The 26,709-nt window shown below is 58.4% G+C and carries 15 protein-coding genes; 10 read left to right on the forward strand and 5 right to left on the reverse strand.

What is annotated here, in order from left to right:
• The coding region (locus B5F98_RS11385) for a UvrD-helicase domain-containing protein (RefSeq protein ID WP_143482792.1) at window positions 1-2,188 on the reverse strand (2,188 nt) is incomplete at its 3' end.
• A 138-nt stretch (window positions 2,189-2,326) separates the two neighbouring features.
• On the opposite strand from B5F98_RS11385, the gene B5F98_RS11390 reads away from it, so the two are divergent.
• From B5F98_RS11390 to B5F98_RS11400, 3 genes are read left to right on the forward strand one after another with little or no spacing between them, the layout of a single operon-like run.
• Window positions 2,327-4,660 (forward strand): DNA internalization-related competence protein ComEC/Rec2, encoded by a 2,334-nt coding sequence (locus B5F98_RS11390; protein WP_158099847.1) that lies wholly within the window; start codon window positions 2,327-2,329, stop codon window positions 4,658-4,660.
• 18 nt (window positions 4,661-4,678) lie between these two features.
• Window positions 4,679-5,734, forward strand: a complete 1,056-nt coding sequence (gene holA, locus B5F98_RS11395) for a DNA polymerase III subunit delta (protein WP_087372767.1) — start codon at window positions 4,679-4,681, stop codon at window positions 5,732-5,734.
• Entirely contained in the window at window positions 5,728-6,336 is a 609-nt protein-coding gene (locus tag B5F98_RS11400) for a DUF4093 domain-containing protein (RefSeq protein WP_087372770.1), read from the forward strand. The genes holA and B5F98_RS11400 overlap by 7 nt, the downstream gene beginning before the upstream one ends.
• A gap of 50 nt (window positions 6,337-6,386) precedes the next feature.
• Here B5F98_RS11400 and B5F98_RS11405 read toward each other — a convergent pair whose 3' ends face one another.
• Complete coding sequence (locus B5F98_RS11405; protein ID WP_087233941.1) at window positions 6,387-6,749, reverse strand: hypothetical protein; 363 nt, start codon at window positions 6,747-6,749, stop codon at window positions 6,387-6,389.
• A 121-nt stretch (window positions 6,750-6,870) separates the two neighbouring features.
• Here B5F98_RS11405 and B5F98_RS11410 point away from each other — a divergent pair, with 121 nt between their 5' ends.
• From B5F98_RS11410 to B5F98_RS11420, 3 genes are read left to right on the forward strand one after another with little or no spacing between them, the layout of a single operon-like run.
• Window positions 6,871-7,719 carry a hypothetical protein gene (locus tag B5F98_RS11410; RefSeq protein WP_143482793.1) on the forward strand — a complete coding sequence of 283 codons (849 nt, stop codon included), beginning with the start codon at window positions 6,871-6,873 and terminating at the stop codon, window positions 7,717-7,719.
• Entirely contained in the window at window positions 7,716-8,069 is a 354-nt protein-coding gene (locus B5F98_RS11415) for a hypothetical protein (protein ID WP_087372776.1), read from the forward strand. The genes B5F98_RS11410 and B5F98_RS11415 overlap by 4 nt, the downstream gene beginning before the upstream one ends.
• 15 nt (window positions 8,070-8,084) lie before the next feature.
• The gene (locus B5F98_RS11420; protein ID WP_087372779.1) at window positions 8,085-8,507 is read left to right on the forward strand and encodes a hypothetical protein; all 423 of its coding nucleotides are present in this window, start codon (window positions 8,085-8,087) and stop codon (window positions 8,505-8,507) included.
• Window positions 8,508-8,596: 89 nt separating this feature from the next.
• Here the strand turns inward: B5F98_RS11420 and B5F98_RS11425 are convergent, their stop codons facing one another.
• The gene (locus B5F98_RS11425) at window positions 8,597-9,118 is read right to left on the reverse strand and encodes a GNAT family protein (protein WP_087372782.1); all 522 of its coding nucleotides are present in this window, start codon (window positions 9,116-9,118) and stop codon (window positions 8,597-8,599) included.
• Between the two features lie 82 nt (window positions 9,119-9,200).
• Here B5F98_RS11425 and B5F98_RS11430 point away from each other — a divergent pair, with 82 nt between their 5' ends.
• Entirely contained in the window at window positions 9,201-10,202 is a 1,002-nt protein-coding gene (locus B5F98_RS11430) for a DUF2207 domain-containing protein (protein ID WP_158099848.1), read from the forward strand.
• A 49-nt stretch (window positions 10,203-10,251) separates the two neighbouring features.
• Entirely contained in the window at window positions 10,252-10,572 is a 321-nt protein-coding gene (locus B5F98_RS11435) for a hypothetical protein (protein ID WP_087372788.1), read from the forward strand.
• A 146-nt stretch (window positions 10,573-10,718) separates the two neighbouring features.
• Here B5F98_RS11435 and B5F98_RS11440 read toward each other — a convergent pair whose 3' ends face one another.
• Both B5F98_RS11440 and B5F98_RS11445 read right to left on the reverse strand, forming a co-directional pair.
• Window positions 10,719-12,068 carry an ATP-binding protein gene (locus tag B5F98_RS11440; protein WP_158099849.1) on the reverse strand — a complete coding sequence of 450 codons (1,350 nt, stop codon included), beginning with the start codon at window positions 12,066-12,068 and terminating at the stop codon, window positions 10,719-10,721.
• 3 nt (window positions 12,069-12,071) lie between these two features.
• Entirely contained in the window at window positions 12,072-12,806 is a 735-nt protein-coding gene (locus B5F98_RS11445; RefSeq protein WP_087233952.1) for a LytTR family DNA-binding domain-containing protein, read from the reverse strand.
• A gap of 277 nt (window positions 12,807-13,083) precedes the next feature.
• Here B5F98_RS11445 and B5F98_RS11450 point away from each other — a divergent pair, with 277 nt between their 5' ends.
• Both B5F98_RS11450 and B5F98_RS11455 read left to right on the forward strand, forming a co-directional pair.
• On the forward strand, window positions 13,084-20,664 hold the full coding sequence (locus B5F98_RS11450; protein WP_143482795.1) for a hypothetical protein: 7,581 nt from the start codon (window positions 13,084-13,086) through the stop codon (window positions 20,662-20,664).
• A 17-nt stretch (window positions 20,665-20,681) separates the two neighbouring features.
• Window positions 20,682-26,709: hypothetical protein (locus B5F98_RS11455; RefSeq protein WP_143482796.1), on the forward strand; the 6,028-nt coding region annotated here is incomplete at its 3' end.

Here is a 26,709-nt window from a genome sequence, read left to right on the forward strand (position 1 = left end):
GGATGGGCTTGGGCCGGGCCTGGGGGGAGGGGATAAAGCTGCTGCCGCTCTCCCAGGGCCGGGAGTGTTCCTGATAGCTGCGCCCGCTCTGCTCCAACAGCTCGGGGGGAATCTCCCCGGCGAAACGGGAGGGGCGGTTGGCGCTGGTGCGGCCGTAGAGCATGCGCATGCTGGCACAGGTGAGGTACAGCTGCTCCTTGGCCCGGGTCAGAGCCACGTAGCACAGCCGCCGCTCCTCTTCCATCTCCTCCTCGTCTCCGATGCAGCGCATACCGGGGAAGATGCCCTCTTCCATACCCACCACAAACACCACGGGGAACTCCAGGCCCTTGGCCGAGTGCATGGTCATCATCACCACGGCGTCCTCGTTGGGGTCGTGGTTGTCCAAGTCCGTGTACAGGGCGATCTCGTCCAGGAAGCCCGCCAGGGTGGGGGACTCGCTGTTCTCCATATACCCCTTGATGGAGGTCAAAAGCTCTCGAATGTTCTCCAGACGGGTTCGATTTTCGATGTCCGGCTTGACCTGGAGCATGGCGGCGTACCCGGTGCGCTCCATCACCAGCTCATAGAAGGCGGCCAGGTCCATGGTGGCGCTCAGGGCCTGTAGGTCCCGAATGATGGCGGTGAAGGCCCCCAGCTTGGCCCCAGCTTTTTGCAGCTCGGGGTACTGCTCGGGCTGGCTCACCACCTGCCACAGGGACAGCCCCTCCTGGGCGGCGATGGCCCGGGCCCGTTCCACGGTGGTGGCGCCGATGCCCCGGGTGGGGACGTTGATGATGCGGCCCAGCCGCAGATCGTCCTGGGGATTGGCCACCACACACAGGTAGGCCAGCATGTCCTTCACTTCCGCCCGGTCAAAGAAGCGGGTGCCGCCAATGACCCGGTAGGGAATACCGGTGCGCTTGAAGGCCAATTCCAGCTGATAGGACTGGGCGTTCATGCGGTAGAGCACCGCATGGTCCCGCCACTTCATGCCCTGGCGGTAGTGCTCCAAAATGGTGTTGGCCACATACTGGGCCTCGTCGCTCTCGTTCATGGCGGTGTACAGGTGGACCTTGTCTCCCTCTGCCCCCGCCGTCCACAGCTCCTTGCCCTTGCGGCCCTGGTTGCGGCGGATGACGTGGTTGGCCGCAGACAGGATGGTCTTGGTGGAGCGGTAGTTCTGCTCCAGGCGGATGCACTGGGCGTTTTTGTACTGGCTCTCAAAGGAGAGAATGTTCTCAATGGTGGCGCCCCGGAAGCGGTAGATGGACTGGTCGTCGTCGCCCACCACACAGATGTTTTTGTGGCCTCCGGCCAGAAGAGAGGCTAGAAGATACTGCATGTGGTTGGTGTCCTGGTACTCGTCAATGAGCACGTAGCGGAACTTGTTTTGGTAGTAGGCCAGCACTTCGGGCTCCTGCTGCAAGAGGCGCACGGTGTGGAAGATGATGTCGTCGAAGTCCAGCGCCCCGGCCTCCCACAGCCGCTTTTGGTAGAGGGTGTACAGGCGGGAGATCTGCTCTAAGCGGAAATCTCCACTTTTGTAGGCCTCTTTGTGGAACTCTTCCGCCAGCTGCATCTGGTCCTTGGCCTTGGAGATGGTGCCCAGCACCGAGCGGGGCGGGAAGAGCTTCTCGTCCATGCCAAGCTCCTTGAGGCAGTCCTTCACCACCCGGATGGAGTCGTCGGTATCGTAGATGGTGAAGGAGGAGGGGAAGCCCAGCCGCTCAATGTCCCGGCGCAGGATGCGCACACAGGCGGAGTGGAAGGTGGAGGCCCAGATGTCCAGGGCCTGGGGGCCCAGCACCCGTTCCAGGCGGTCTTTCAGCTCTCCGGCGGCCTTGTTGGTAAAGGTGATGGCCAGGATGGTCCAGGGGGGCGCGGGGTCCAGCTCACACAGCCGGGTGGCGTACTCCCGCCCCTCCTCAGTGGGGTGGTCCACATAGTGGCGCAAAAAGTTCAAATCCTCTTCCGTGGCCCAGTCCGGCACCTCGGTGGAGTCGGAGCCCCGACCGTAGCGGATGAGGTTGGCCACCCGGTGGATGAGCACCGTGGTCTTGCCCGAGCCAGCCCCCGCCAGCAGCAGCAGCGGGCCCTGGGTGGTGAGCACCGCCTGGAGCTGCTCCGGGTTCAGGTTGGGGTAGTCCAGGGCGATGGCCGCCCGGCGCAGAGAGGCAAATTCAGAACACTGTTTTTGATTGAGCATCTATATCAAATCCTTGCTGTAAAGTCCAGTTGCAAGCCATTATATCAGATTCCCACACCCAGGGCAACCGGGGGAGCGGTTGACTTGCAGGGGCGCACCCGTTAAAATGGGGAAAGACAGAGAATGGAGGTGGCAGACATGCGCAAGCTGACCTGGTTTGCAGGGGGCTTTGCGGTTATGTGTCTGCTGATGATGGGGAATGTCCCAGTTTTGTGGCTGGTCGTCCCCGCCCTTCCGGTTCTCGTACTCTGGCAGCTGACCCAGCCCAAGAATCGACAGGACTGGCTGGAGATGACTACAAACAGACGGCGGCGCTATGTGCTTTGGCAGGTGTGCCGCCGGGGAACGGCTGTGGTGTTGGGCTGCGGGGCCGGACTGTGCTGGTTTTGTGTGTACTATTTTCTGGTGTGTGTGCCTGCCATGGCGTGTGAGGGGACGCAGACCATCTCGGGCACGGTAATTGCCCAGCCCCAGGCCACCGACACCGGAAGCTATTCCTTCACCCTTCGCCTGGACTCCGGGGCGGACTTGCTTCTCTATGCGCCTGAGAGCTGGAAGTCGGTGCAGTTGGGGGACCATGTCCATGCAGAGGGACAGGTGGAGTACACCGCGTTCACCTATGGGGAAGAAGTGACCTATTATACGGCCAAGGGGGTGTTTCTGCTGGGGACCTGTGACCAGGCACCCACGGTGGAGCGCCCCGCTGTTCTGCCCGTTGCCTGCTGGCCCGCTTGGGCGGCCCAGCGGATGAAAGAGGGCGTCCAGGTGGCCTTTGACCAGGTCGCCGCCCCTCTGGCCATTGCGGTGTCTCTGGGCGACAAGAGCTTTCTGGACGACGGGCTGTACACCAACATGAATCGGTCAGGCGTGACCCACGCCGCGGTGGTGTCCGGGCTCCACGTCTCCTTTCTGGTGGGTGTGCTGATGGTGCTGTGCCGCAACCGCCGCCGCTGCGCTGTGGCCCTCATCCCGGCGCTGGTGTTCTATGCGGTGATGGCCGGGGGGACTCCCTCCGCCTTTCGGGCGGTGTGGATGCAGGGGGCCGCACTGGTGGTGCCTGTGGTGGGACGGGAGCAGGATGCGCCCTCCGCCATGGCCCTGTCTCTGCTGGTGCTCATGGTGCAAAACCCCTTTTCCGTGGCGCAGGTGGGGTTACAGCTGTCCTTTCTGTCCGTGTCGGGGATTTTATTGCTCACCCCTAGAATCTACCGGGGCCTCACCAAGTATCTGGAGGAGCGTATCCTGCGGGGATGGAAGAAGGTGGCGGGGAGAGCGTGGCAGTGGGTCAGCGCCTCGGTGTCTGCCTCCCTGGGCGCTATGGTGCTGACGGTGCCGCTGGTGGGGGTGGTCTTCGGCCAGGTGTCCCTGGTGGCGCCGGTGGCCAACATCCTAACCCTCTGGGCCATGTCGATTTTGATGATGTGCGCCCTGGTCCTGGGCCTTCTGGGGCTGTGGCTGCCTGGTGTGGCGGCACTGTTGGGACAGGGCGCGGGACTGTTGGGCCACTACACCGTGTGGATGGTGCACAAGTTGGGCACATTCCCCTATGCGGTGCTGGATATGAAAAACATCTACCACGTGATCTGGCTGGTGGGAGCCTATGCGGTATTTGGGCTGCTGCTGTGGGGCGGTGTGGCTCTGACTCAGGTGCTTTGGAGCGGAGCGGGGTTACTGATACTGCTGGCTCTGCCCGTGGGGCTGTCCGCCTTCACCGTGGCCCGGTCTGACTTGGTGGTGGGAGCGGTGGATGTGGGCCAGGGTGCCTCCACCGTCTTGATGCACGGAGACCACACCGTGGTGGTGGACTGCGGAGGGAGTGAGAGCACCTCAGCGGGGGACCTGTCCGCCGACTATCTGGCCTCGGTGGGGCGCACCGAGGTGGACGTGCTTCTGCTCACTCACTTGGACAAGGACCACTTCAACGGCGTGGAGCGCCTCCTGGACCGGGTGGAGGTGGGGGAGGTATATGTCCCCGTGTCCGCCAAAGACCAAGAGGAGGCCCAGCAGCTGGAGACTTGGCTGGAAGAGAAGAGTATCCCCTGCCAGTGGGTGGAGGATGAGGTGGACTTGACCCTGGGCGAGATGGAACTGCGCATCATCCCACCCCTGGGCAGCGGCACCACCAACGAGGAAGGGCTGTCGGTACTGTGCACGGTGGACGACTTTGACGTGCTGATCACCGGAGACGCAGACAGCTATGTGGAGCACATGATTGTGAAATACTTTGTCATCCCCAACATTGAGCTGTTGATGGTGGGACACCACGGCTCGGCGGACTCCACCAGCATGGAGCTCTTGGGATGGGCTCGGCCGGAGCTGGGCATCATCTCGGTGGGAGAGGGCAACTCCTATGGACACCCGGACCCGGAGACCTTGGAGCGGCTGCACCGCTCCGGGGTGGAGGTCCACCGCACCGACCAGGAGGGGACGGTGACGGTGGTGGTCCAGGGGGAGAACGTGGGAATTTGGTAAATAAGAGGAGGAAGCGGTATGCCGCCCAAACAGCAAACGGACAACACCGCCATGCGGGAACTGAAAAAGGCGCTGCGCCAGGGGGGACTGAAAAACCTCTATGTCTTCTATGGCGACGAGACCTTTTTGCGGGAATATTATCTGGGAGAGCTGAAGAAGGCCATTTTGCCCCAGGGCATGGAGGACTTCAACCTCCACACCGCCCAGGGCAAGGAGTGCTCCGTGGACTGGATTGCCCAGGCGGTGGACTGCCTGCCCATGATGAGTGAGCGTACCTTGGTGCTGGTCACCGACTTTGACCTCATGGGCCAGGGGGAGCGTGGGCGGCAGCAGCTGCTGGAGCTGTTTGAGGACCTGCCCGACTACTGCTGTCTGGTGTTTGTCTACGACCTGTTGAACTTCAAGGTGGACGGGCGGAGCAAGCTGGGCACCTATCTGAAAAAGTCGGAGGCACTGGTGAACTTCCAGCGCCAGTCCACCGGGGACCTCACCGACTGGATTGTGCGCAAGTGCAAGGCCATGGGACACCGGGTGGACAGTGCCGACGCCCAGTACCTCATTTTCCTGTGCGGGGACAGCATGACCAACCTGTCCACCGAGCTGGAGAAAATTTGTGCCTACGCCTCGGGGGAGCGGGTGACGAGAGAGGACATGGACGCCGTGGCCATCCCCCAGGTGGATGCGGTGGTGTTCCAGATGACCGACGCCCTGGCCCGCCGGGACTTTGACAAGGCCGCCGCGGTGCTGGCCGATCTGCTCCACAGCCAGGAGGCCCCCATCATGATTTTGTCGGTGATGGGCAAGTATTTCCGTCAGCTCTACACCGCCCGGCTCTATCTGGACGCGGGAAAGAGCCGCAGCGACTTTATGCAGCTGTGGGGGATGAAGCACTCCTTCCAGGGGGACAAGCTGATGGATGCGGCCCGGAAGTTCTCCCTGGTGTGGTGCCGTCACGCGGTGCGCCGCTGTGCGGAGGCAGATCTCCAGATGAAAATCAACTACGGGGCGGAGGGGGAGATTCTCACCCAGCTGCTCATGGAATTGTCCGCAGGACGGAAGGTGATTGAATGCTGAAAATCAAAGAGGCCATCATTGTGGAGGGCCGTTACGATAAAAACAGCCTGTCCCAGGTGGTGGACGGGCTTATTCTGGAGACTTCCGGGTTTGGAGTGTTCAAGGACGGGGAGAAGCTGGAGCTCATCCGCCGCCTGGCCCAGCGCCAGGGCATCATCGTCCTCACCGACTCCGACGGGGCGGGATTTGTCATCCGCAACTATCTGAAAGGGGCCATTCCCAAGGAGCAGGTGAAACACGCCTACATTCCCGACGTGTACGGCAAGGAGCGGCGCAAGCGCAAGGCCGGAAAAGAGGGCAAGCTGGGGGTAGAGGGCATGAACCCAGAGGTGCTGCGCCAGGCCCTTTTGCGGGCGGGGGCCACGGTGGTGGACGGGGACGGACCCGCCCCGGCTCGGGGCGCCCTGACCCCGGCGGACCTGTTTGCCCTGGGGCTCACCGGGCGGCCGGACTCGGCGGCACGCCGGGAGAAGCTGCTCCACCGCCTGGGGCTGCCCCAGCACATGAACAGCAAGGCCTTGCTGGCCATGCTCAACGCCCTGCACACCCCGGACGAGGTGGCGCAGATGGTGGAGGAACTGGAACAATCCAAGGAAGAATGAAAAGGGGAGTGGACGAATGGTCCACTCCCCAAAAGTTTGTGAGGAAAAGTTTAAACCTGAGGAATCTCAGGGGTGACCGGGGGCATCTGGTCGCAGCCGGTGCAGATGTCGTTGTCGGAAACCTCGTTGCAGCTGACGTAGGTGTCGCCCACGGTGGCCACAGCGCCGAACTCCACAGGCACCGCCACGCAGATGTCCTGGGTGATGGTGAACACACAGGAGCCGTTCTTCATACCGTTGCACACCTCACGGCCCGGGGTGACCACGGGGGTGCCGCAGCACTTGGTGGCAGTCAGCCCCGTCTGGGCGAAGGGGGTGACGGTGACGGGCACGCAGATGGAAGCGGACTGATAGCCCACGGCGGGGCAGGTCTGGGTCTCACCCAGCACCTCAGGATTTACGGTAGGAAGCATTGGAATCTCTCCTGTCTGGCCATCGCCGTTTTCAGACTATGCCGGAGCGGGGAGAAGGGTGACAGATGGTGTTGCATTTTCCAGTGTGTCCGGTAAAATAAGGGGGAAGGGGGTGCCTGTTGTGAAATATATGACCTTCAATTCCTCCTGTTCCTATGGAGGACTTGCCAATATGTTGGAGCAGTATGGCGTGGACGTGGAAGACCGGGATATTGCTCTGGAGATGAAGCTGCCATACCTGTTCACCTGTGAGAACGGGGGATATTTGGCTGGGCCTATGCTCCAGAGTGCGGAGTGGTTTAACTTATACCTTCACCCCATGGGATTTGCTATGGTGGAGACGGAGTTGCTTCCAGGTCAGGCACCGATATTTTTAAAGGGGCAGAGGACTGCCATGTTGGGCTTGCAGGTGGAGCAAGGGGAGAAACATGCTGTGGTCTACGTAGGATATCAAAATGAGAAACTAATGTTTCTCAACAATAAATGGAGGGACTCAGAGGAGCCGGAACAGCTGCTTTTATCCCAGTCGGAACTGTTGGAACGCATTGGCTCAACTGTGACCATTGCGACCATAAAGACCATTCCGCCTCAAAGGGTGGCATACGCCCGGAGGCTGCGCAACTCTGCGGAGGTCATGAGGCAGAATGTAGCGCAGATAAGATGTCTATGCGCTAAAGAGGAGCGTGTAGGATTTCTACGTGCCCAATTGAATCATCTATTTCGCCCACTGCTTCTGGATGGCATCACCATGTTGGAGTTGCTGGGCCAAACTCGATTAGCTCATCGTTTTACTACGCTGCAAGGTGGCTTGCTGGGTGGGCTACGCCAGGATTCCAATGCCAAAATCATACTTGGCCGCTATTTGGATGTACTGGAACTGACAGCAGCCACAGAAGAATACATTGGGCTTATTATGAGCGCGGCGGAGCATTGTCAGCGGAACGAGGAAGAAGGAAGAGAAGAACCGTGAAGAAAGGCAGAATTATCCTAGATACCGTCGCTTTTCTGTGGCACTGCCTCATGGCTGCCATCACCCCTATTTGGGTGGGGTACACCTACATGTTCCTCACCGGGAATGGGAAAGGGTACGACTACGATCTACGCAGCGAGGCGGATATCTATGTGCTCCTGGCGCTGATTGGGATGGTGTTCTGGGCGTGCTGTACCATTCCCACCTTTGGATTCCTGACCAAAGAGTGCTCGAAGTTGGGGAGAAACCATCGTTTCATTCCCCTAGCTGTCTTTTTGCTTGTGGGGCTCCTGGTCATTTGCCTGTTGGGATGGGACAATTATTTGATGCTGTATGGTGTGAACGCATGAAAGGAGTGAGAGACCATGCGGGAGCTGCTGAAGAAGATGCGGGGGTACCTGATTTATAACAGTTTCTTTTTTCTGATGTTGTTGCTGGGTTATTGTCTGGAGCCTGGGCGTTTTGTGGGGCAGGATTGCGATTGGATTTGGCTGTGGCTGGTGGTGGCCTATTGGGTGAGTATGTTTGAAGTGTTCCTGGCCGGGCCAGCATTTGCGCTGTTCTATCAGATGTACCAGTTCACGGTAAAGGAGATCTTCTGGTCTGCTCTGATTATTTTGGTATCCACCTTCCTTTCCCTGAGTGTCATGGATCTTTTGTTCAATGGCTGGGAAGGAATCTTAATGGAGCTTCTGTTTGCGCTGGGAGTTTCATTGTGGATTTCTGGTACCTATACCGTGGTTTATTTTATTTTGAGGTCCATTTGTAAAAAGACGAGGATGGGGTAGTGGGCAGAGAGAGCTACCAAACAAACGGGAGCGCCCCGAATGCAGCTGCATTCGGGGCGCTCCCGTTTTTGGTCATGAGGTTTTTGTTGTTAGAGCTTATGGTTTATATAGCTGATAAAATCCTTCTCAATCAGCTCATAGTCGATGGAAGATTGCAGCTGGCCCAGCTGATCTCTCCAGGCATCCACGTTGGTTCTCACCTTGCGGAACCCAAGGGACTCGTAGACATGTTGTGCCCTGGTGTTCTTCAGATTGGTGTCGAGAATGATCTTAGAATAGCCGTTTTCAAACAGCCAGCCAATGAGCATACTCAGAATTTTTCTGCCCACACCACGGTTTTGGCCATCGGGTTCGCAGATTTTAATGCCGATTTCGGCAACACCGTCACCCAGGTCACGATAATTGCACTCGCCAATCAGTCGGTGGTTTTCTTCGATGACCAGAGAACCCTTGCCAAGCCCCTTTGTGACTTCGACCTCGGTGGTCCCCACGCCATTAGGAAAACCTGCGTGGGCCATGACGGCGCCGTCATTCCACCAGGCGGCAAGTTGCTTGGCATCGGAGGCTTCGGCTTGACGGATGGTCAGGTTTTCGTATTGAATCTTTTCCATTCTCTTTCCTCCATGTAATTTCTGTGGATGAATGGAGTGTAACAGATTCATAAATAGCTCGCAAGTATTAGAAAGAGTACATATGTTAAAGCTCAGCACCATGGCGCTGATTCCTCTTGCGTGCCTTATTTTTGTATTTATCATATGGCTCAAATACGGCAGGGAAAAGAAGGTCATTGAGACCGTTGAATTTTATCCGCCCGAGGGCATGAACAGTGCAGACGTAGCGTATTGGTATAAAGGAAAGCTGCCGAAAAAAGACATAGTCGCCCTGCTCATTGAGCTGGCAAACGAGGGCTATATTGCCATTCATGACGGCGACGAGGCGGGGAGCGGTGCGTACCGCATCGAGCGTATAAAGCCGTATCCCCATGATCTTGACGAGGATAAAAAAAGGTTTTTTGAAGGTCTCTTTGAAAGCGGCAAAGACATGGTTACCGGGAGCGATCTCAGGAATAAATTCTATCGCACCCTGAATCAGATATCCTCTAATTACGGTTATTCCGGAGAAAAGGGCCGCATACATACCCTGAAGTCCACGCGGCTGCAGCTTCTCTGCTGGCTGCTTGTTATTGGCGGCTTCGTTCTTGATGTTGTGATACTTGCCAACGTCCTGGGTGGGAATGAGCGGTTCATTCCTTTCGTGATCGGCGTGCCGATTCTTGCCGGAGCGTTCTGGCTGGCGTGTTACGTCCCGGGCCGCACAGAGGAGAGCCATAAAAATTTAGAAAAGATAACCGGGTTCAAAAAGTTTTTGGAAACAGCGGAAAAAGACCGGCTGGAAATGCTTGTCCATGACAATCCAAAATATTTTTACAACATCCTGCCCTTTGCCTATGTGCTGGGTGTGTCTGATAAATGGGTGGACAAGTTTGAAGGCATTGCCATCGAACCGCCTGAGTGGTACAGCGGGCATGGTGCATTTACGACTGCTACCATGTGGCATGCCATGGATCGGACACTGAGCAGTGCGGCCAGCGCCATGTCTTCCGCTCCGCGGCAGAGCTCGTCCGGCGGCGGATCCGGCGGTGGTGGCGGTGTTTCCGGCGGCGGATCCGGTGGAGGAGGCGGCGGAAGCTGGTAAAATCCATGCATTTGCATCTGCAAACTTGTTGCATAAAGGGGGAACGCATATGGAGCTGTGGGCAGCAGGGATTGCCCTGCTTATCATAGCGGCGGGTATCCTGGTACTGATTTTGTGTAGAAAGAAGATCCATAAGGGCTTGCGGATTGTCGGAGTCTGTGTACTTGGCGCGCTGTTTGCGGCGATACTGGGATATATTGTCCTTACCTTTTTGTTTTTGGACGCACTGGATTCTCCTCCCTTGGATAAGTCTACGGCTTCCGGGAAGGTGTTATCAGAGAAACAGGCCATCATTGGGGAACACAAAACACTGGTGCCTGTACCGTTAGACTACGAAGTTTTAAAACACATAAATGAACTGTGCCCCTAATAGTAAGCGCAGCTTCAAGACGATTTCACATAAAAAATCAATTTGCCCGCATGAAGATGGGTAAAAACAGTAACGCGGTCGGGCACATCAAACCCGACCGCGTTATTTGTTGTCTAATGAAAACCCCCGGCTATGCCGGGGGGTTCCTATTGGATTTGAATGACAACGTCCATGTAAAACGCGGTGTCGGTGTGGGAGACCACCAGGGTGCCGCCGTATTCCTTGGCGGCTGCGGCAATGGAGGACAGGCCGATGCCCTTGCCGGAATGTTTGGTGGACAGGTATTCTCCGTTGTGCTTGACCACCACGCCGTTGAAGCTGTTGCTGGAGACAATATACAGATCGTGGGAGTTTTTCATATCAATGGTCAGGTTGAAATAGCGCATATGGGGCGGCACAGTGGAGCACCCGGAGACGGCATTTTCCAGGATATTGCCCAGCAGACCGCATAGCATTGGTTCCGGTATGCGCTGGAGGGCGGGAATGTGAATGTTCCAATTGGTCTGAATTTGTTCTTCTGCGGCAATGTCCCGGTAGTAATTCAAAAGGGCGTTGACCCCGCTGAGGTTGCAGTACTTTAAGGGGGAAGATGGAGGGATGGATTGCTCATATTCATGGAGATAGCGTGTGATCCCATCCATATCTCCGGCGTGAGCCATCTGGGAGAGGGCATGGATGGAGTGGCGAAAATCATGGCGGATCTGACGGGTCCGATCCACATATTCCTGCAGAGACTGATATTGCTTGAGCTGAAGTTGAAGAAAGTGTGTATGCTCCTCTTGGCGGTGCTGTTCGGCCAGAACATAGGAAATTCGGTAGAGAATGGCATAGATAAAAAAGAGCATTAACAGGAAAAGAGTTTCCATGCCAACATAGATTTGGAACATCCTGCCAGTGTGCAGGGTCTGGTAGGAAAGTGGGATGGTAAACACATTGGAAGCGGTGAACAGGACGGGAAAGATGAGAAAGGTATTCCAGACCGCGGTAGAATGAATGGTACGAATGGCGTAGGCAAAGTGCTTCCACAAAAATGGCGTGGCGGCTGCGGCAATGGCGAAGGACAGGGCCAACTGGAACAGCGTTGCGGAAAAGGAAAAGCCCAAGTAGTTGGAGGTGGGGTGCAGCCATGCGTCAAAGGCATAGGCAAAGCTGCTGGGAAAGGACATCAGAGCACAGGCGTTGAGAAACATGGCCGCGGACTGGGAAAGATTGGTGCGCAGCGTTCGGTGATAGAGAAGGAAGAACAGCACCACCGAGATGCCAAGGGGGACATTGATGTGGATGATATGGGAAAACGTCATCTGGAACAAGCCGATCAGGGGAAAGTAAATCAATGCCGCAAGGGCGCACAGCAGAAAGGTTTTTCTGGGGGAATATTTCAGCGAATCGTGCATGGGACAGTAGCAGATCCAGGCGGCGGGGATGATGATGGAAAACTCCAGCATGGCCCGAACATAGGGGGCAGCATCCACGAAAGTCACCTCTTTTCCAATCAAAATTCATCTGGAATGCCGTTGTTGGCTGCGGATCTTTTCAAAGTTGTATGCTCTCAACTGGTCCACAATCTTTTGGCTCTGTCGGACCTTGACCGGAAAGGCCGACTGGTCCTGAAGGACGCATTGATCCTTGCTCATCTCGGCGACGTAGTCGGCGTTGACCAGCACCCCTTTGTTGACGCAGAGAAACCGGGGATCATTTCCCACCAGGGTCTGAAATGCGGAGACGGTCATGCGGCAGCGGAGGGTAGTGCCACCTTTCAATTTGACCTCCAGGTAATGGGCATCGGTGACCACAGAGAGTATGTCATCGAGAAAGACAGAGTGGGTCTGTCTGCCGCTGGTCAGATTGACAAAGGGAGGGGCATCGTCCATCAGGTGCACATCCGCCAACACCTGAAAAAAGCGGTCCTTGTCCAGGGGCTTGGTCAGGTATTCAAAGGCGTGGAAGGAAAATGCCTCCGGCATAAAATCCGAGCTGGAGGTTAAAAAGACCAGCTTCACCCAGCGGTCGGTGCGGCGAATCTGCGAAGCAACGGCAATTCCGTCCATCTCGCCCATGTAGATGTCCATAAAAATCAGGTCATAGCTGCCATGGGTGAAGTGTTGGAGGAACTCCTCACCGGAGGAGAAAAAGTCGGTTTCCATGTGCACACAGTGCCGGGCGCCGAACTCCTGACAGAGCGCCTGCACAGACCGCTGAAACCCGCGGTCGTCATCCACCAACGCAATGCGCATCCACGCCGTCTCCTCTCTCCCAAAGTCAGGGGGTGCCAGAGGCGCTTCGATGCCCCCTTTCGACCATCATAGCATAGAATGGACACAGATTCCAGCCAGTGGAAATTCTTTCTTGCCAGAAACAATACGTTGTTGCCAATTACCTTGCTGACATGGGAACGTCAAACTAGAATGAAACCAGCTATATCCAGCGATGATACTGTTGATGGATGCCGGGAAAGGAGATCAGGAAAGAAACGGATCAAGTGGATGTCGAGGGCAAGACAAGGAGGAACGTATGAGAACAATGGGAGAAAAGAAGGTGCCATGGGGCAAGAAGGGCAGGCGCGTGGTCAGTGCGGTGTTGGCCGCGGGTATGCTTCTGGAGATGTCCGGGCTCTGGAGCCTGGAGGGGGTTGGCTTTAAGGCCAGTGCGGCGGAGAACTATCTGGAGATGCCGGAGCGCACCCCGGTGAATGTGATGAACAAGCAAACCGCCGCTGTGGTGGAGAATACGCTGTCCCAGCCAGACGGAAGCGTGGCGTACTACAACTTTGTGGACTTTTCCGGCTATACCCTGACCAAGAATATGTCCAAGGTGAGCAGCAGCTCAGGGGTGTACATGAGAACGGTCCGTGGCGACGATCACTTGTATTACATGGAGTTCTGGACAAAAGCCGGGTATGGGTCCTGGAATGTCACTTATGACTGGAAGGACTTCCCTGATGAGTCCTTCCCGGAGGCCTATTCCTGGGAGGACATCTATGTGAACATGGGCACTGGCGCTGTGGCCAGTACAGAGAAGGACAACATTCAGGTGGGGCACTCCGTGAACGACCTGGTGGGAGAGATGAGTGACCGGCCCAGTTCGCCCTGTTCCAGCACCTGGACCCCCATGCCCGACCACACCAACCCCCGGATGACCATTGTGGGTACAGGGGAAGGTGCCTCTTCCCATTCGGCGTGGTATGTTCTGGCCGACATGGTCTCGCCGGGCCAGGTGACTGAGTCCGACCCGGACCCCTGGGAGATCCTGGTGACGGAAGACGCCCAAGCGTACGACGGGAAGCCGGTAATCTGGCTTTGTGAGCAGGAGATGATGCGGCCGGCAAACCAGAGCACCACCAAAGAGGACCTGGCCGACTTGAAGCTGGAGGTGGGGGTTGTTCCCGCAGACGACCCCGCGGCCCAGGTGATCTATCTTCAGGCGGAGTGCGTCGCCCTGGAAAATGGGCTGGAGGGCGCCAGCCACAAGGGCGGAGCCCTGGGCTTCCAAATCGTTGACACCAGCGCACTGGAGGGAGAGGAGTATCAGATCGTCTCACTGGAGAATCGTACGGATACCTCCCAACTCAATTACAGCCTGTATCTCTACCAGAACTTTATCACCAGCGCCCAGGACAGCTACTATGAGGTCAACACCCCTGTCACCGATTTGGCGGGCAACCCGGTAATGCTGATGGCAGACGGCAAAAAGAACGTCCGCGCCAAGGCGCTGTTTCTGGACAATGACCCGGTCAATGTGGACAAGGTGCTGCTCTCCGGCACCAACGTGGATGCCAGCATGACCACGCTCCCCGGCCAGTGGCCGGAGGACCTGGACCGCACCAAGCTCTTTTCCACCACCGGGGATCAGGTGCAGCTGCGAGTGCAGCTCAGCGAGCGCATTGCGCCGCTGACCCAGGAGGAGATGGAGGACGTTACCCTCACCTGGAATCTGTCCAGAAATGACGGGGGGGATCTGGTACCGGTGACCGTCCCCCTGGTGGACGTGGAGGATGGATATGCCAACGGCGTCAACGCAGAGCCGGTATCCATCCTGGTGTTCCAGTCTGTGACGGTGGAGCAGGACTTCACGCCGCAGGGAGTTCAGATCCAGGCGGTGAGCCTGTCCACCGGCGGACACCTGCGGGACATCAGCGGCAACTACATGGAAACCCAGGACCAGAACGTGGTGGACGTCAGCGACAACCCGCCCACGGTGCAAAATTTCCTGGATACTGCCGCCCCTTCGGTGACCATCCAACAGGCGGAGACGGTGGCTGCGGACGAGTTTCTCATTGCCGTTGAGGTCAAGGACTCGGTGGAGAACGGCCTGAGTGCAGGCATGGCCGGTGGAAAGGTGGCATTGACTTCCAGCAAGGGAAGCTCAAACGTTCCCTATCAGTACACCTTTGATATGTCTCCCGAGACCCCGGAGAACTACTCCGGCACCGGCACCATAGGCAGCAGCGGGAATCTGATTTGGAACGATGTGTTCATGCAGCAGGACGGCACATACTACCTGCATTTGAAACTGACCGACACCCAAGGCGTGGAGTTGGATGACCAGGCCCCCTTCCAAATTCACCTCTACGCCCAGGATCTGCTGGGCAATGGTGGAGAGGTGGCCTTGAGTACCCAGGGCCAGAATATCTCCGTGGACCATGCGGCGCCCACCGTGAGCATCTCCAATGTCAAAACGGTGTCCGGCCAGGACCAGAACCAAAACAATACTGCCACCCTCACGGCCACCGTGTACGCCCAGGATCTCAATGGGGTGGAGCTGGTCAAATACCAATGGGTGGAAGCAGACGCGCAAGCCCAGGACAGCAACTGGATTATGGTGGACAACTGGGATGAGATCGGCGGCCTGCTGACGGTGGAGACCACGGTCTCCGGCGTCACTGCTGTCTCCAAGAAGCTGGTGGTGCAGGCCTACGATGTCCATGGAAACATGGCCCAGGTGGAGCAGTCTGTCACTGCGGATTTGACCAAAACCATTGTCAACTATTCTGTGTCTGACAACCTGGATGCTCCCATCGCCGACCCGGGACTGGTGATTGACCGGCCCGGCTGGACTGGTGAGACCGCCCAGGGCGGGGATCTCTATGTCCGGGCCATAATGACCATGGACAACCAGACCTATGTGGGCATTGTGACCAATCCCGACGGGGAGACCTTGTTCGGTTCCGCGTCCAACGCTGTGGAGTGGTATCGGGTGTCCATCGCTGAGGGTGTGTATTTGACGGTGGAGTCCGGTACCCCGGACTGGAGCTACTATGGCCCGGTGACGGTGCGCCTGAATGCCAGCGCCCAGTCCATGACACCCGTGGCATCCCAGGCTGTGGACGATGAAACGGATGTCACACGCTCGGAAGATGTGGAGCTGCAGGTGTGTTATGCGCCGGAAAGAGACGACGTCTACGACATCGATGGTCAAATTCAAGTGCAGGACAGCTCCGGCAAAGGGGTGGAAGAGACCGACACATTCACCTATGACTATTACAAATTCGACCAGTCCATGACAGGCGCCCGAATCGGGATCACGCTGCGCAATCAGCTGTATGACGACTGGGGTGTACAGGACGTGGATCTGGAAAACTCCTATGCGCTGTTCGTCCGCACCGATCAAGACGGACAGCTGGTCCAGGCTGCGGATGGGGCACCCGCTCCGGAGAGCGTCATTTCGGAGAAAATCCCCTTCAGCGCCGGACAGCAGCAGTGGTTCTCGGTACCGGCACAGGATCTGGATGGCAACAAGTTGACCACCGGAGCGTACACGCTGTGGCTCCATGTGGCGCAAAAGGGGGGCGGGGTGCAGGAGATCTACCTGCCCAGTGCCTTGCCCTCCGGCCGGGAAGGGTATCTGCTGCTGGATGCCGGCGAAATACCCGGTCAGTTTGGTGTGACATCCTACGACGGGTATCTCCCCGTCGCCTTCTCCTACGACAATGGCAGCGGCCTGGCCTGGAGCAAGACGGCCGAGGAGGGCCAGACTCTCCAGGTGTTGAACGTGGGCATTTCCAAGCCCAGTGGGGCGGAGGCTGTGACCCCCCAGGATGGGCAGGATGTGGCAGAGGCCAGAAAGGTGACCCCGGTTACCGTCAACGGCTACATCGTGGGCTACGAGGAGACCATGAACAGCCTGCACAATGATGCGGGACTGCTGGAGCTGACGCTGGCCTCCCAGTCTACGGAAGAAGACGGATATGGCCAATGGCTGGGAACGGATCTGGGGCTCGTGTCCGGCATGAAAATCTGGAATGCCGGCGCCACCGGCGACCCCAACGACCTGGACTTCCAGGATGTCAGCTGTGCAAATGGCGTATCCCGGTTGCTTGCGTTTAGCAACCTGGACTGGTACGACCGGTATGGGGGTGAGTGCGACATTGTGGATGACATCTCCCAGTACTCGGTTCAGGATGCGGGCAACGATAACCTGAAGTATGCCGTGGGGGCAAACACCATCTACTATCAACTGAAGATGGAAAACGGAAAACTCTCCCCCATCTATCAGATGCAGATCAACCTCACCACCCAGAGCCCGGAGCTGGAGCTGAACTACTCCTTTGGCCCCACCGGTCAGACAGAGTCCGGAAAGGCATACACCGAATATGTGGACGTGACCGTGGCCAATGCCTTCTCTCCCAGCGGAGATGTAAAGGTGTACTATGGATACCGGGAGGAAAAAACCGTCTGGATCTACCAGGAAGTCACCGATTGGAAGGAACCGCTGCGCTTCCAGGCCAACCAAAACGGGGAGTGGGGGTCCATGGGTGCCCGGATTGATGCCCCCATCGACTCAGACCTGAATACCACGCAGTGCCTGGTGATCTATGACGGCGCGGGCAACGCCAAGGTATTCTATCCCAGCTTCCATGTGGAGCGCAGCGATACCCAGTACTACGGCATAGCTGACGTAACCCCAGGGGTGTCTGCCTCTGCCTCCGCCGACGGCGAGAACTCCTACCGGATCAGCCTCTCCGCAGAAGAGACAGATGCCTGGGAGCAGGTGCTGGACGCCGTGGACAGCCTCACCATTCAGGTGGATCAGCGCAGTGCCGTCGATGTGAAAGCGATGGACCAGAATGAAAGCCAGCGCAATGAGGGGGGCATCAAATCCTTTTCCACCACTGCGACAGCCGACGGGGGAGCAGGTCTGACCATTTACGGGGACTTCCCCTACGATCCGTCGGTGGAAGAGGGGGCTATGGTGGAACACACCATTGTTGTCTCTGCCAGCTACAAGGCCAGCGGAGCTGCCGAAGAGGCTCTGTATGAGACCTTCCAGGTCTCTGCCTCCAACACCAAACCGGTTTTGAGGGAAGACGCAGAGAGGACGGAAAACTATCTGCAGGGCTATATCCAGGGCAACCGAATGTTCCGGGTCACCGAGCTCATAGACCCCCACGGCAGCCGCATTGCCGTGGACGTGGGATACGGCACATTCTGTTCCCTCCCCATCTATGAAAATGGCACGTACACCATCACTTTCGACGACATTTTTGGAAATGAGTATCAGCAGGAGGTGGAGATCACCGCCCTGCCCGAGGATCCCAAAATCAGCTTTTCCACCCTGGACTACACCCAGGATCCGGTGACCATGACGGTGTCCAGTGAACACAATCAGGTGGAAATTATCAATCCGGATCCGTCCTGGCAGGTTGCCACGGACGAAAACGGGACGGTACAGGTGACCGTGTCGGAGAATTCCTATATCGAGGTGTGGATAAGCTCCAAGGAGACAACCTATGTGCGCGGGTTCCAGGTCAGCAACATTTACAAAGAGGAGATCGAACCTATGGTCCGGTGGGACAGCTACACCAGTGTGGACCTGGAGAATCAAGTGATTTACGGGGATGTGACTGCCTACCTGGTGGATCAAAACGGCAGCACCCTCGTGGACCCCCAGACAGGCACCTGTCCCAAGTATGTCTTTACCGCCGGCGGGGAGACCAGCTATACCTTCCGCGGTTACGTCAACCAGTACGGGGTTCAGGGGCCGGACTATACGGTGACCCTGGACTATGAGATCAAACCCTACCCGACCCAGGAGGCGGACACCGTGGCGCCCGATGTGGGCATCACCGGATACCGGGTATACAAGGATACACCGGCTGAGGCGGGGGTTGCCTTCTGGTACCTCCATGAAGAGCGGCCCCAGGATGGCGCCACCCTGCCGGATTATCGGGAAAAATACGGCGCGGAAAACGTGTACACCGACATGGATGCCTTCGTCAGAAGCATGGGCTGGGCGGAGAGTTATCGCTGGAACGTGGACATTGCGGATGAGAGCGCTGTGCGGCTGTTTATCAAGTCGGACCTGTACGGGGAGGCGCCCACCTACGAGACCGGAACCAGTGATGAGATCCCGGGGGTGAAGCTCCAGGGCCGCAGCCTGGAGATCACCGGCAATGCGCAGTTTGTGCTCTACGCCGTGGATGAGGCGGATCATGTGACAGCGGTATCGGTGAATATTACGGCCATCGGGGATCAGGTGGATCCTGAGTACGCCCAAGTGGCGGTGGATGACGGTGCCAGTGTGCGCATCTATCTGATGCCCCCCAACATGGAAGGGGTCACCGAGCTGAAAATCACCAATGACGCCGACAACGACGGGGTGCCGGATGCCGTGTTGGATCAGGATCTCAACTCCTCTTTCTATGGATATTCCTACCTGACGGTGTGGGAGAACGGCCCGGTGAATGTGTTCTACTCCTATGAGTACCGGGGTGAGTTGGTGACAGGCCAGATGGAGATGGAAGTCACCGGCGTGGACACCACACCGCCCCAGGTGGTGGATCAGGTCAAATGGTCGGCAAACCATGCTCTGTCCGCCACCAACCAGGAGGTCAGCGCCCAGATCCAGTTCAGCAGAGGGCTGCAGGATGTCTATCCCATTGACAGTCAGGGACAGCAGATCCCAGTGCCCCAAGGGGTGACCATCTCCTTCCTGGAAAACCAGGTGACGGTCACGTACGACAACAACGCACCGGCCTTGACCCTGCGTGCGGTGGCCGCCGGGCGGGATGATCTGCTGGGCGCTGTAAACCTGGATGAGGTGGACAACGTGGATACCACACTGCCCAACATCACCTATCAGGTGGACTATGGCGACAACCACCGCCAGGCGCAGATCAGCTTCACAGCGGATGAGCCTGTGGTGTTGATTCAAAGCGGAACACGTGGGGAGTCCATATCCGTAGACGTGAGTACAAATGGTGTCAAAAAGTATACCTTTACAGACCTTGCGGGGAACGCAGTGACGGTCTCTGTGGCCATTGACGGGCTGGTGGAGGAGGAACTGACCTTGCAGGTGTCCACCACCGCCAGTGACAGCGGCATCATAGCCCCTGCCACCTATCAGGCACAGGTGGGAGACCAGCTGTACGTGAAGGTCAATCGCGCCGCCACCATGACGGTGAGCGGCGGAAGCCCGGTGCCCATTTCCGCCAACGTGTGGACGCAGGTGCAGATTGCAGAGGATCTGGCCGGGCTCTATCCCTCCATCCGTGTGGTGGATGATTACGGAAACGCGGCCGTGGCACAGCTGCTGAAGGTGCCTGTGCCGGATCGGACGGCGCCGGTAGTCCTGCTTCACCGGAAGAACCTGACCGTGGCTGCGGGCACCAGCAGAGAGGAAATTGACGCATTGCTGCGGGACAACATTACCGCCTTTGATCTGGGCACCCCGGAGGGGATGGAATTTGAGTTTGTGTACGACCCGGCGGTCAGCGGCACCCAGACGGTGATCTACACCGTGCGGGACGGCGCGGGAAACGAGCGGGTGCTGGAGGGCAAGCTCACCGTGCGCGCCGGAGGAGAACCCACCATCACGGTGGACGGTCAGATTGCGGTATGGGATGACATTTTGGTGGTGGATGCGGGTACAAAACAGCTGCAAGTCACCTTGAACGGCAACCGCTACAAGCTGGACTGGAAAGCTGGCAACAAGACGGTGGGCCAGATGAAAACCGGCAGCACCAGCCTCACCGGCGGTTATGTCTCCGACCAGGAGAGGACCGTGGAGGTGGAGATGACCACACCCGGCTACTACACCTTTGTGTTGACCACCCAGCTGCATGAGACCTACCGGTTTGTGGTGTACGTGAAATGAGGGGGCGAGGAGGAACTATGAAAACATTGTGGAAACGAGCACTGTCCGGGGCGCTTGCGGTGGCGGTCATGGCCACCGCCGCGCCCGGCGTACTGGCATATGCCGCCGAGGCTCAAACGAGAGAGAATGCAGACAATCTGGAATTGAGTGACGGGTACCTCTCTGTCTCCATGTCCACGGAAAACGGCGGTTTTTTGGTCAACACAGAGGAGGGCGACAAGCTCAATAAGTCCGACAACAACAAGAATTTGCTCTACCCCGCGGCCGACTATGATACCTCCTACACCTCAGTGCGGGTCACCAGAACGGACGGGTCCACCGAGGACTATGTGTTTGGCCGGGATTACGGCTTCTTTGGCCTGGACAGCAGTGACGTGGAGGTCAGCAAGGAGGGCAACACGCTGAAGGCCCAGTGGAGCGTGAAGGACCTGACCATGGTGCAGACGCTCTCCCTCCTCGACCAGAACTCTGCCCAGCATGGCATGGTGTCCATCAGCTACCAGGTCTCCACAGACCGGGATGACGTGGAGAATGTGAAACTCCGATTGATGCTGGACACCGCCCTGGGCTACCAGGACTGGGCCACCTATGAGCTGCCTGGAGTGAATGGCATTTACCAGCACATCACCTCAGAACAGGTGCTGGACAACCGGGACGGCCAGGCCTACTCGGGCGCCATGTTTGCGGTGGACGACGCCAACGCGCCCAGCATGACCGCCTATACGGTCAATGCCTCGTTGGACGGTCAAACCGTGGAGCCCTACCAGCTGGCCTTTGGCCACTGGAACAACCTGGCTGAGACTTCCTTTGACTTTACACCGGATCTGGGGCTGGACTTTACCAACCCCTACAATGAGACCTATCTGACCGCAGACAGTGCCTACGCCCTGTACTACGACTTGGGCCAGATCACGCCCGATGACTCGGCGGTGATGAGCACCTACTACGGGGTCTATTCCAACGTGACGGTGGGGGAGGAGGAGCGGGCCGCCATCAACTTCCCGGAGCTGCCCGCCTCCATGACCTTCAACGAGGAACAGGACGCCTATCTCTCCCAGGTGGAAGGCGGCGCTGAGGGGGATGTGCATTTGCAGGTGTCTGTGAGCAACATCTCCGATGACGCAGTCAGCCAGATGGCTGTGGTGACCCGGGTGCGCAATGGGGTACAGCCCTACGAGGATTACTATGAGGGGCTGCTCTATGAAGGCGGCGCACGGGAGGACTTTTATCAGGTGGTCCGGGATTTTCAGCCGGGAGAAGAGGCACAGGTGGAATTTTACTACAATGTGTCCCCCCTCCCGGTGAGCGAGTACCGGAAATTTGAGATCCTCTGTTATGACATCAGCGATACCGGTGAGCTTCTGGAGCAGAACCTGCTGGCCAGTCGGGAGTTCTATGTGCTGTGCCCCGGGGTTCTGGGGGAGATCCTCACCTTTCACAGTCTCAATCCTCAGATCATCTATACCGACGGCACCCGGCATCTGTTTCTCTCCGGCCAGAACTTCCAGCTGCTGCAAAACACATCTGCCTACACGGTGTACTTAAAATCTCTGTCCGGCGGCACCGACCTGGTGCTGGACAGCAGTAAGGTATTCCTGGATATGGACAAAAACAGCCTGGACCTGGTGGTGGATCAGCACCTGGATCCCGGCGGCTACCAGGTGGTATTCAACTGGGCAGAGGCAGGGAAGGAACCCACCACCTCGTCGGCCCTGCAGTTCTCCGTCACAGAGGAGCCGGAGTACATCTCAGACGTGTACGGTGTCGTCACCATTGAAAAGGATGGTGAGGACGGCTATGCCCTCAGGCTGTATGACGATGAAACAAGCTACGACCGCAGCCTGACGGACATGGAAAAGCAAAACCAGGTTTTGCTGGAGTTCCGGGGTGATTTTACCGCCCAGTACGATGAGGACGGAAATCTGGTGAGTGCCAGTGCGGTGTCTGTGGAGGCCGCAGATGGGACCGTGAGCAGCACCATCAACATCAGCAACTGTCTGGATGTGGAGGCGGGCAGCCTCACCATCCGGGTGGAGAATCCAGGCACCGAGGAGCAGGTCATCAACACCGACATCGACGGCAAGGTGTATACCACCAACAGCCGCACCAAGGTGTGGAACGGCGTGTGTGCCATCACCAGCCTGGAAAATGGCGAAGAGTACCCCTTGCTGCAATACGACTACATGGGCAACCCCACCTCGGATGTGGAGAACAGCGTGGCCAACACCAACGCCATTACGCTGGTGTGGCCGGGCGCAGCCAGTACAGCACAGACCCTGGCGGGCATTCTGTTTGAGTTCCGTTACTGCCAGTTTGGCCTCATGGCGCTGGAGACTGGGACCGTGACCGACCAGACGCCCAAGAAGCGGGTGGTGGCATTCGGAGCTGAGATGTCCCCCGACTTCCTGCTGCCCAGCAACTTTGACTGGGGCAACCGGCAGACTTCCACGCTGGAGGCGGTGCAGCTGAATATGGCCAAGAGCAACTATACGGCAGACCAGCTGCGGGATGTGCAGGCCCGGTATGCCGCCGACCAGCAGGCCTGGGAGGAGGCAGAGACCGGAAGCCTGTCCCTGTACGTCCACGACATTCTCTTTGGCGGCGGGTTTGTGGGCTTCAACGCCTCGGTGGAGGTGGCGCTGCCCTCCTATGCCGATGGACTGCCCGGGGTCGAGGGCACCTTGAACCTACGGGTCATGCCCGACCGGGACCTGTGGGAGGTGGGCGTGTACGGCTCTGCGGACTTTGCCATCCTCAATATGGAGGCAGAGCTGGTCATCACGGCGTACAACAACATTCCGCTGCCCAATAAGATCTATTTCTATGTGGGCGGGTTTACCCCCGGCATCAACGTGGACGGCATGGGGATTTTCTGGATCCAGGGTGCCGGCGGCGGCGTGGAGGGCCTGGCCGACACGGTGTTTCTCTCCTCCCGTGTGCCGCCGCTGAAGCTCATTTTCTCCGGACAGTTTGCCCTGTTTGCGGTGTTGCAGGCCCGGGCGGATTTGACCATGGGGATGAGAGAGTTCTCGCTGGGGATGCGGGATCTGAACATTGCCGGGATCACCTTGCTGGAAAGCGCCTCTCTGACCACCCAGTGGTACCCGGAATTGAGGCTCAATGCCGGCATTGAGCTGAACATCCTGGACATCATCGAAGGAAGTGGTTCCATCGTCCTGGAGGAGGACAAACGGGAAAACCGCCTTTTCTGGGAGGGCTTTGCCACAGCGGGAGTGACCACCCCGAAAATCCCCCTCATCGGCGAGATCCATATTGGTGATGTGGATTTGGGCCTGAATGCCTCCAAGATCTGGGGCGCGCTCCATGTGCTGATGCTGGATATGGGTGTGACCTACTACTGGGGCGGCGACGTGGACTTTGCCTTTGGCAAGTACAACACCCCCGAGGCCACGGTGCCTGCGGCCCTGTCCGGGATCCCGGTCTACACGGATGCCGGAACCGGCCGGGTGCTGTATATGAGCGTGGGCACCAATGCCCGGTTGGAGGCGGCCACCGACCGGCGGACCTTTGATCTGGCCGGTACAGCCACCCGCACCAACGGGGAGAGTTCCATTGACCGCAGCGCCGACGGCATGACCCATGTCATCCAGCTGGGCAGCTATTCCGGCGCCTCTGGAAAGGCACTGACCCTGTCCTTCCAGGCGGACAGCTTGGAGCAGGCACAGCGCATTGCCATGGGGGACAGCCGCGATGGCACCCCGGGCATCACCCTCACCGACCCGGACGACCCGGGCCAGACTTACAGCCTGCGGTGGCTGGACACCACCCAGGATGCAGAGGAGCAGAGTGACGCCAATGCGCTGCTGTCCTATGACCAGGAGAGCGGTGAGGCCAACGTGACCATCTCCTTCACCCAGGCTGAGGACTACCACGCCTGGCGGTTGACCCTGGGAGCTTCGGCCCAGTCCGCCCTGTACGACATCGCCTACCTGCCCGGCTTGGATTCTGCCAGCGTTCAGTGGAACGACCAGACCCAGGAGCTGACCGTGACCTGGCAGGGCAGCGAGCTCAACGACGTGGAAAATGTGGCCGTGTACGCAGTGAGCCAGACGGAGGAGGGAGAGTCCACTACCACCCTGTTGTATGAGACGGATGATACCGGCATCATCTCCGGCGGGGTGGCTGGGGCCACCCAGGGCAGTGCCACCTTTGCCGTGCCCACGGATCTGCCCAGCGGCAGTTACACCATCCAGGTGGTGGGCTCCAGTGAGACCCGCTCGGTCAACGACGTGGTGAAGGTGGAGGAACCGCTGGCCTATACCAACCCCAACCAGCCCCAGGCGCCTGTCATTGACAGCGTGAAGCTGGGCGGCGATTACAGCATCGATGTGGCCGTGGAGAAGCAGGGCGCATATGACGGCTATGTGGCCACCATCTATGAGCAGACGGACACCGGATTGGTGGCCACCGATCTGGCCCAGCAGTGGGTGGAGACCTCTGGGGAGGCCCCAGAGGAGACCCTCACCCTGGGCGGGCGGTATACCACCTCCGCCTATGTGGACGGAGATGGAAATGCTGTGCTTCCCTCTGAGGCAGAGGGCCGTGACGATGTGACCAGCGTGGAGCAGACGGTGGGTGTGGAGGCCGGAAAGGTCTACAAGATCGGTCTGGCTGGATATACCACCGGCCCAAACGGTGAGATCTTCCTGTCACAGGAGACGTTGAGCAGTGCCATCACCATGCAGGCCCCCCAAAAGGCCACGGTGACGGTGCAGGCGGAGGGCAGTGTCAGCGTTGACGGTACCGATACCATCAACGGGGTGAATGCCACCATCCAGATCACCTCGGATATGCCGGTGTCCGGCACCTGGACCTTGGACGGCGACGTGGCTTCCGGCCAATGGCAGGCGGGCACAGACCAGAATTTCCTGGATCAGGCTATAGATTTCTTTGTCAATTTGTTTGGCGGGGAGCGGGAGCAGATCGGCACGATCTATCTGTCCGGACGGGCGGAGACGGATGTGCTGCCGGACGACGGCGGTCTGACGGAGGGCACCCACATTCTGTCCCTGGTGGGCGAGAATGAGCAGGGGGATGCCGTATCGGTCAAGTATATGTTCCGGGTGGACACCACCGCCCCCAGACTGCAGCTGATCTCCCCGGCGGACGGAGACTACTTCTCCGACACTGTGACGGTGGAGGGGCTGTCCGAGCCGGGCGCCGTGGTCACCGTTCTGGTGGACGGTCAGGCGGCTCAAACCGTCACCATTCCGGAGGATGGTACTCTCAGCGTGGAAATTCCCGTAGACAACACCGTGCTGGAGCATGAACTTACCATTTATGCGGAAGATGCGGTGGGCAACGTGGGACGCAAGATGTCCATTCCGCTGCTCAACGACATAGCGGCGGCGCCGGATGTGGCGCTGGGCATTCTCTTCAACGGACAGGATTACACCCAGCAGAACATCCCGGCCGGCACCAACGGTGTGGTACAGCTGTGCCTGGTGTCCGGGTCTCGCCGGGTGCCTGTGCCTGCGGACTCTGTGATGGGCCGCCAGGCCGAATGGCAGACCACCGTTGTGAAGGGTACCGCCAGCCTGGACAATGGCCTGTCCCTGTTGACCAGCCTGGATGTCAATGGGATGCTGACGGTTTCCCTGGATCAGATGCAGGCGGCGGCGGTGTTGGGCGGCAACGCCAATGACAGCGACTACCAGATCTGCAACGTCACCGTGACCGCCAATGCCGGCGGCACCGTGTCTCCCGCCGGCACCACCGCTGTCACCGAGGGCGAGTCCTTCACCCTCACCATCACCCCCGACGCCTACTATCATGTGGAGTCCGTGGTGGTCAACGGTGAGACCGTCACCGTCACCGACAACACCTACACCCTGGACAGCGTCACCAGCGAGACCACCATCGAAGTGACCTTCGCTCCCGACGTCACCCGCGACGACCTCCAGGTTCTGGTGGACGCCGCCGACGGCAAGGTGGGCGAGTGGTACACCAGCGGCTGGGATGCCTACGCCAAGGCCATTGCGGACGCCACCGAGCTGCTGAAGGAGGAGAACCCCTCCGTCTCCG

Source organism: Pseudoflavonifractor sp. An44, assembly GCF_002161675.1.
GTDB lineage: Bacteria > Bacillota > Clostridia > Oscillospirales > Oscillospiraceae > Enterenecus > Enterenecus faecium.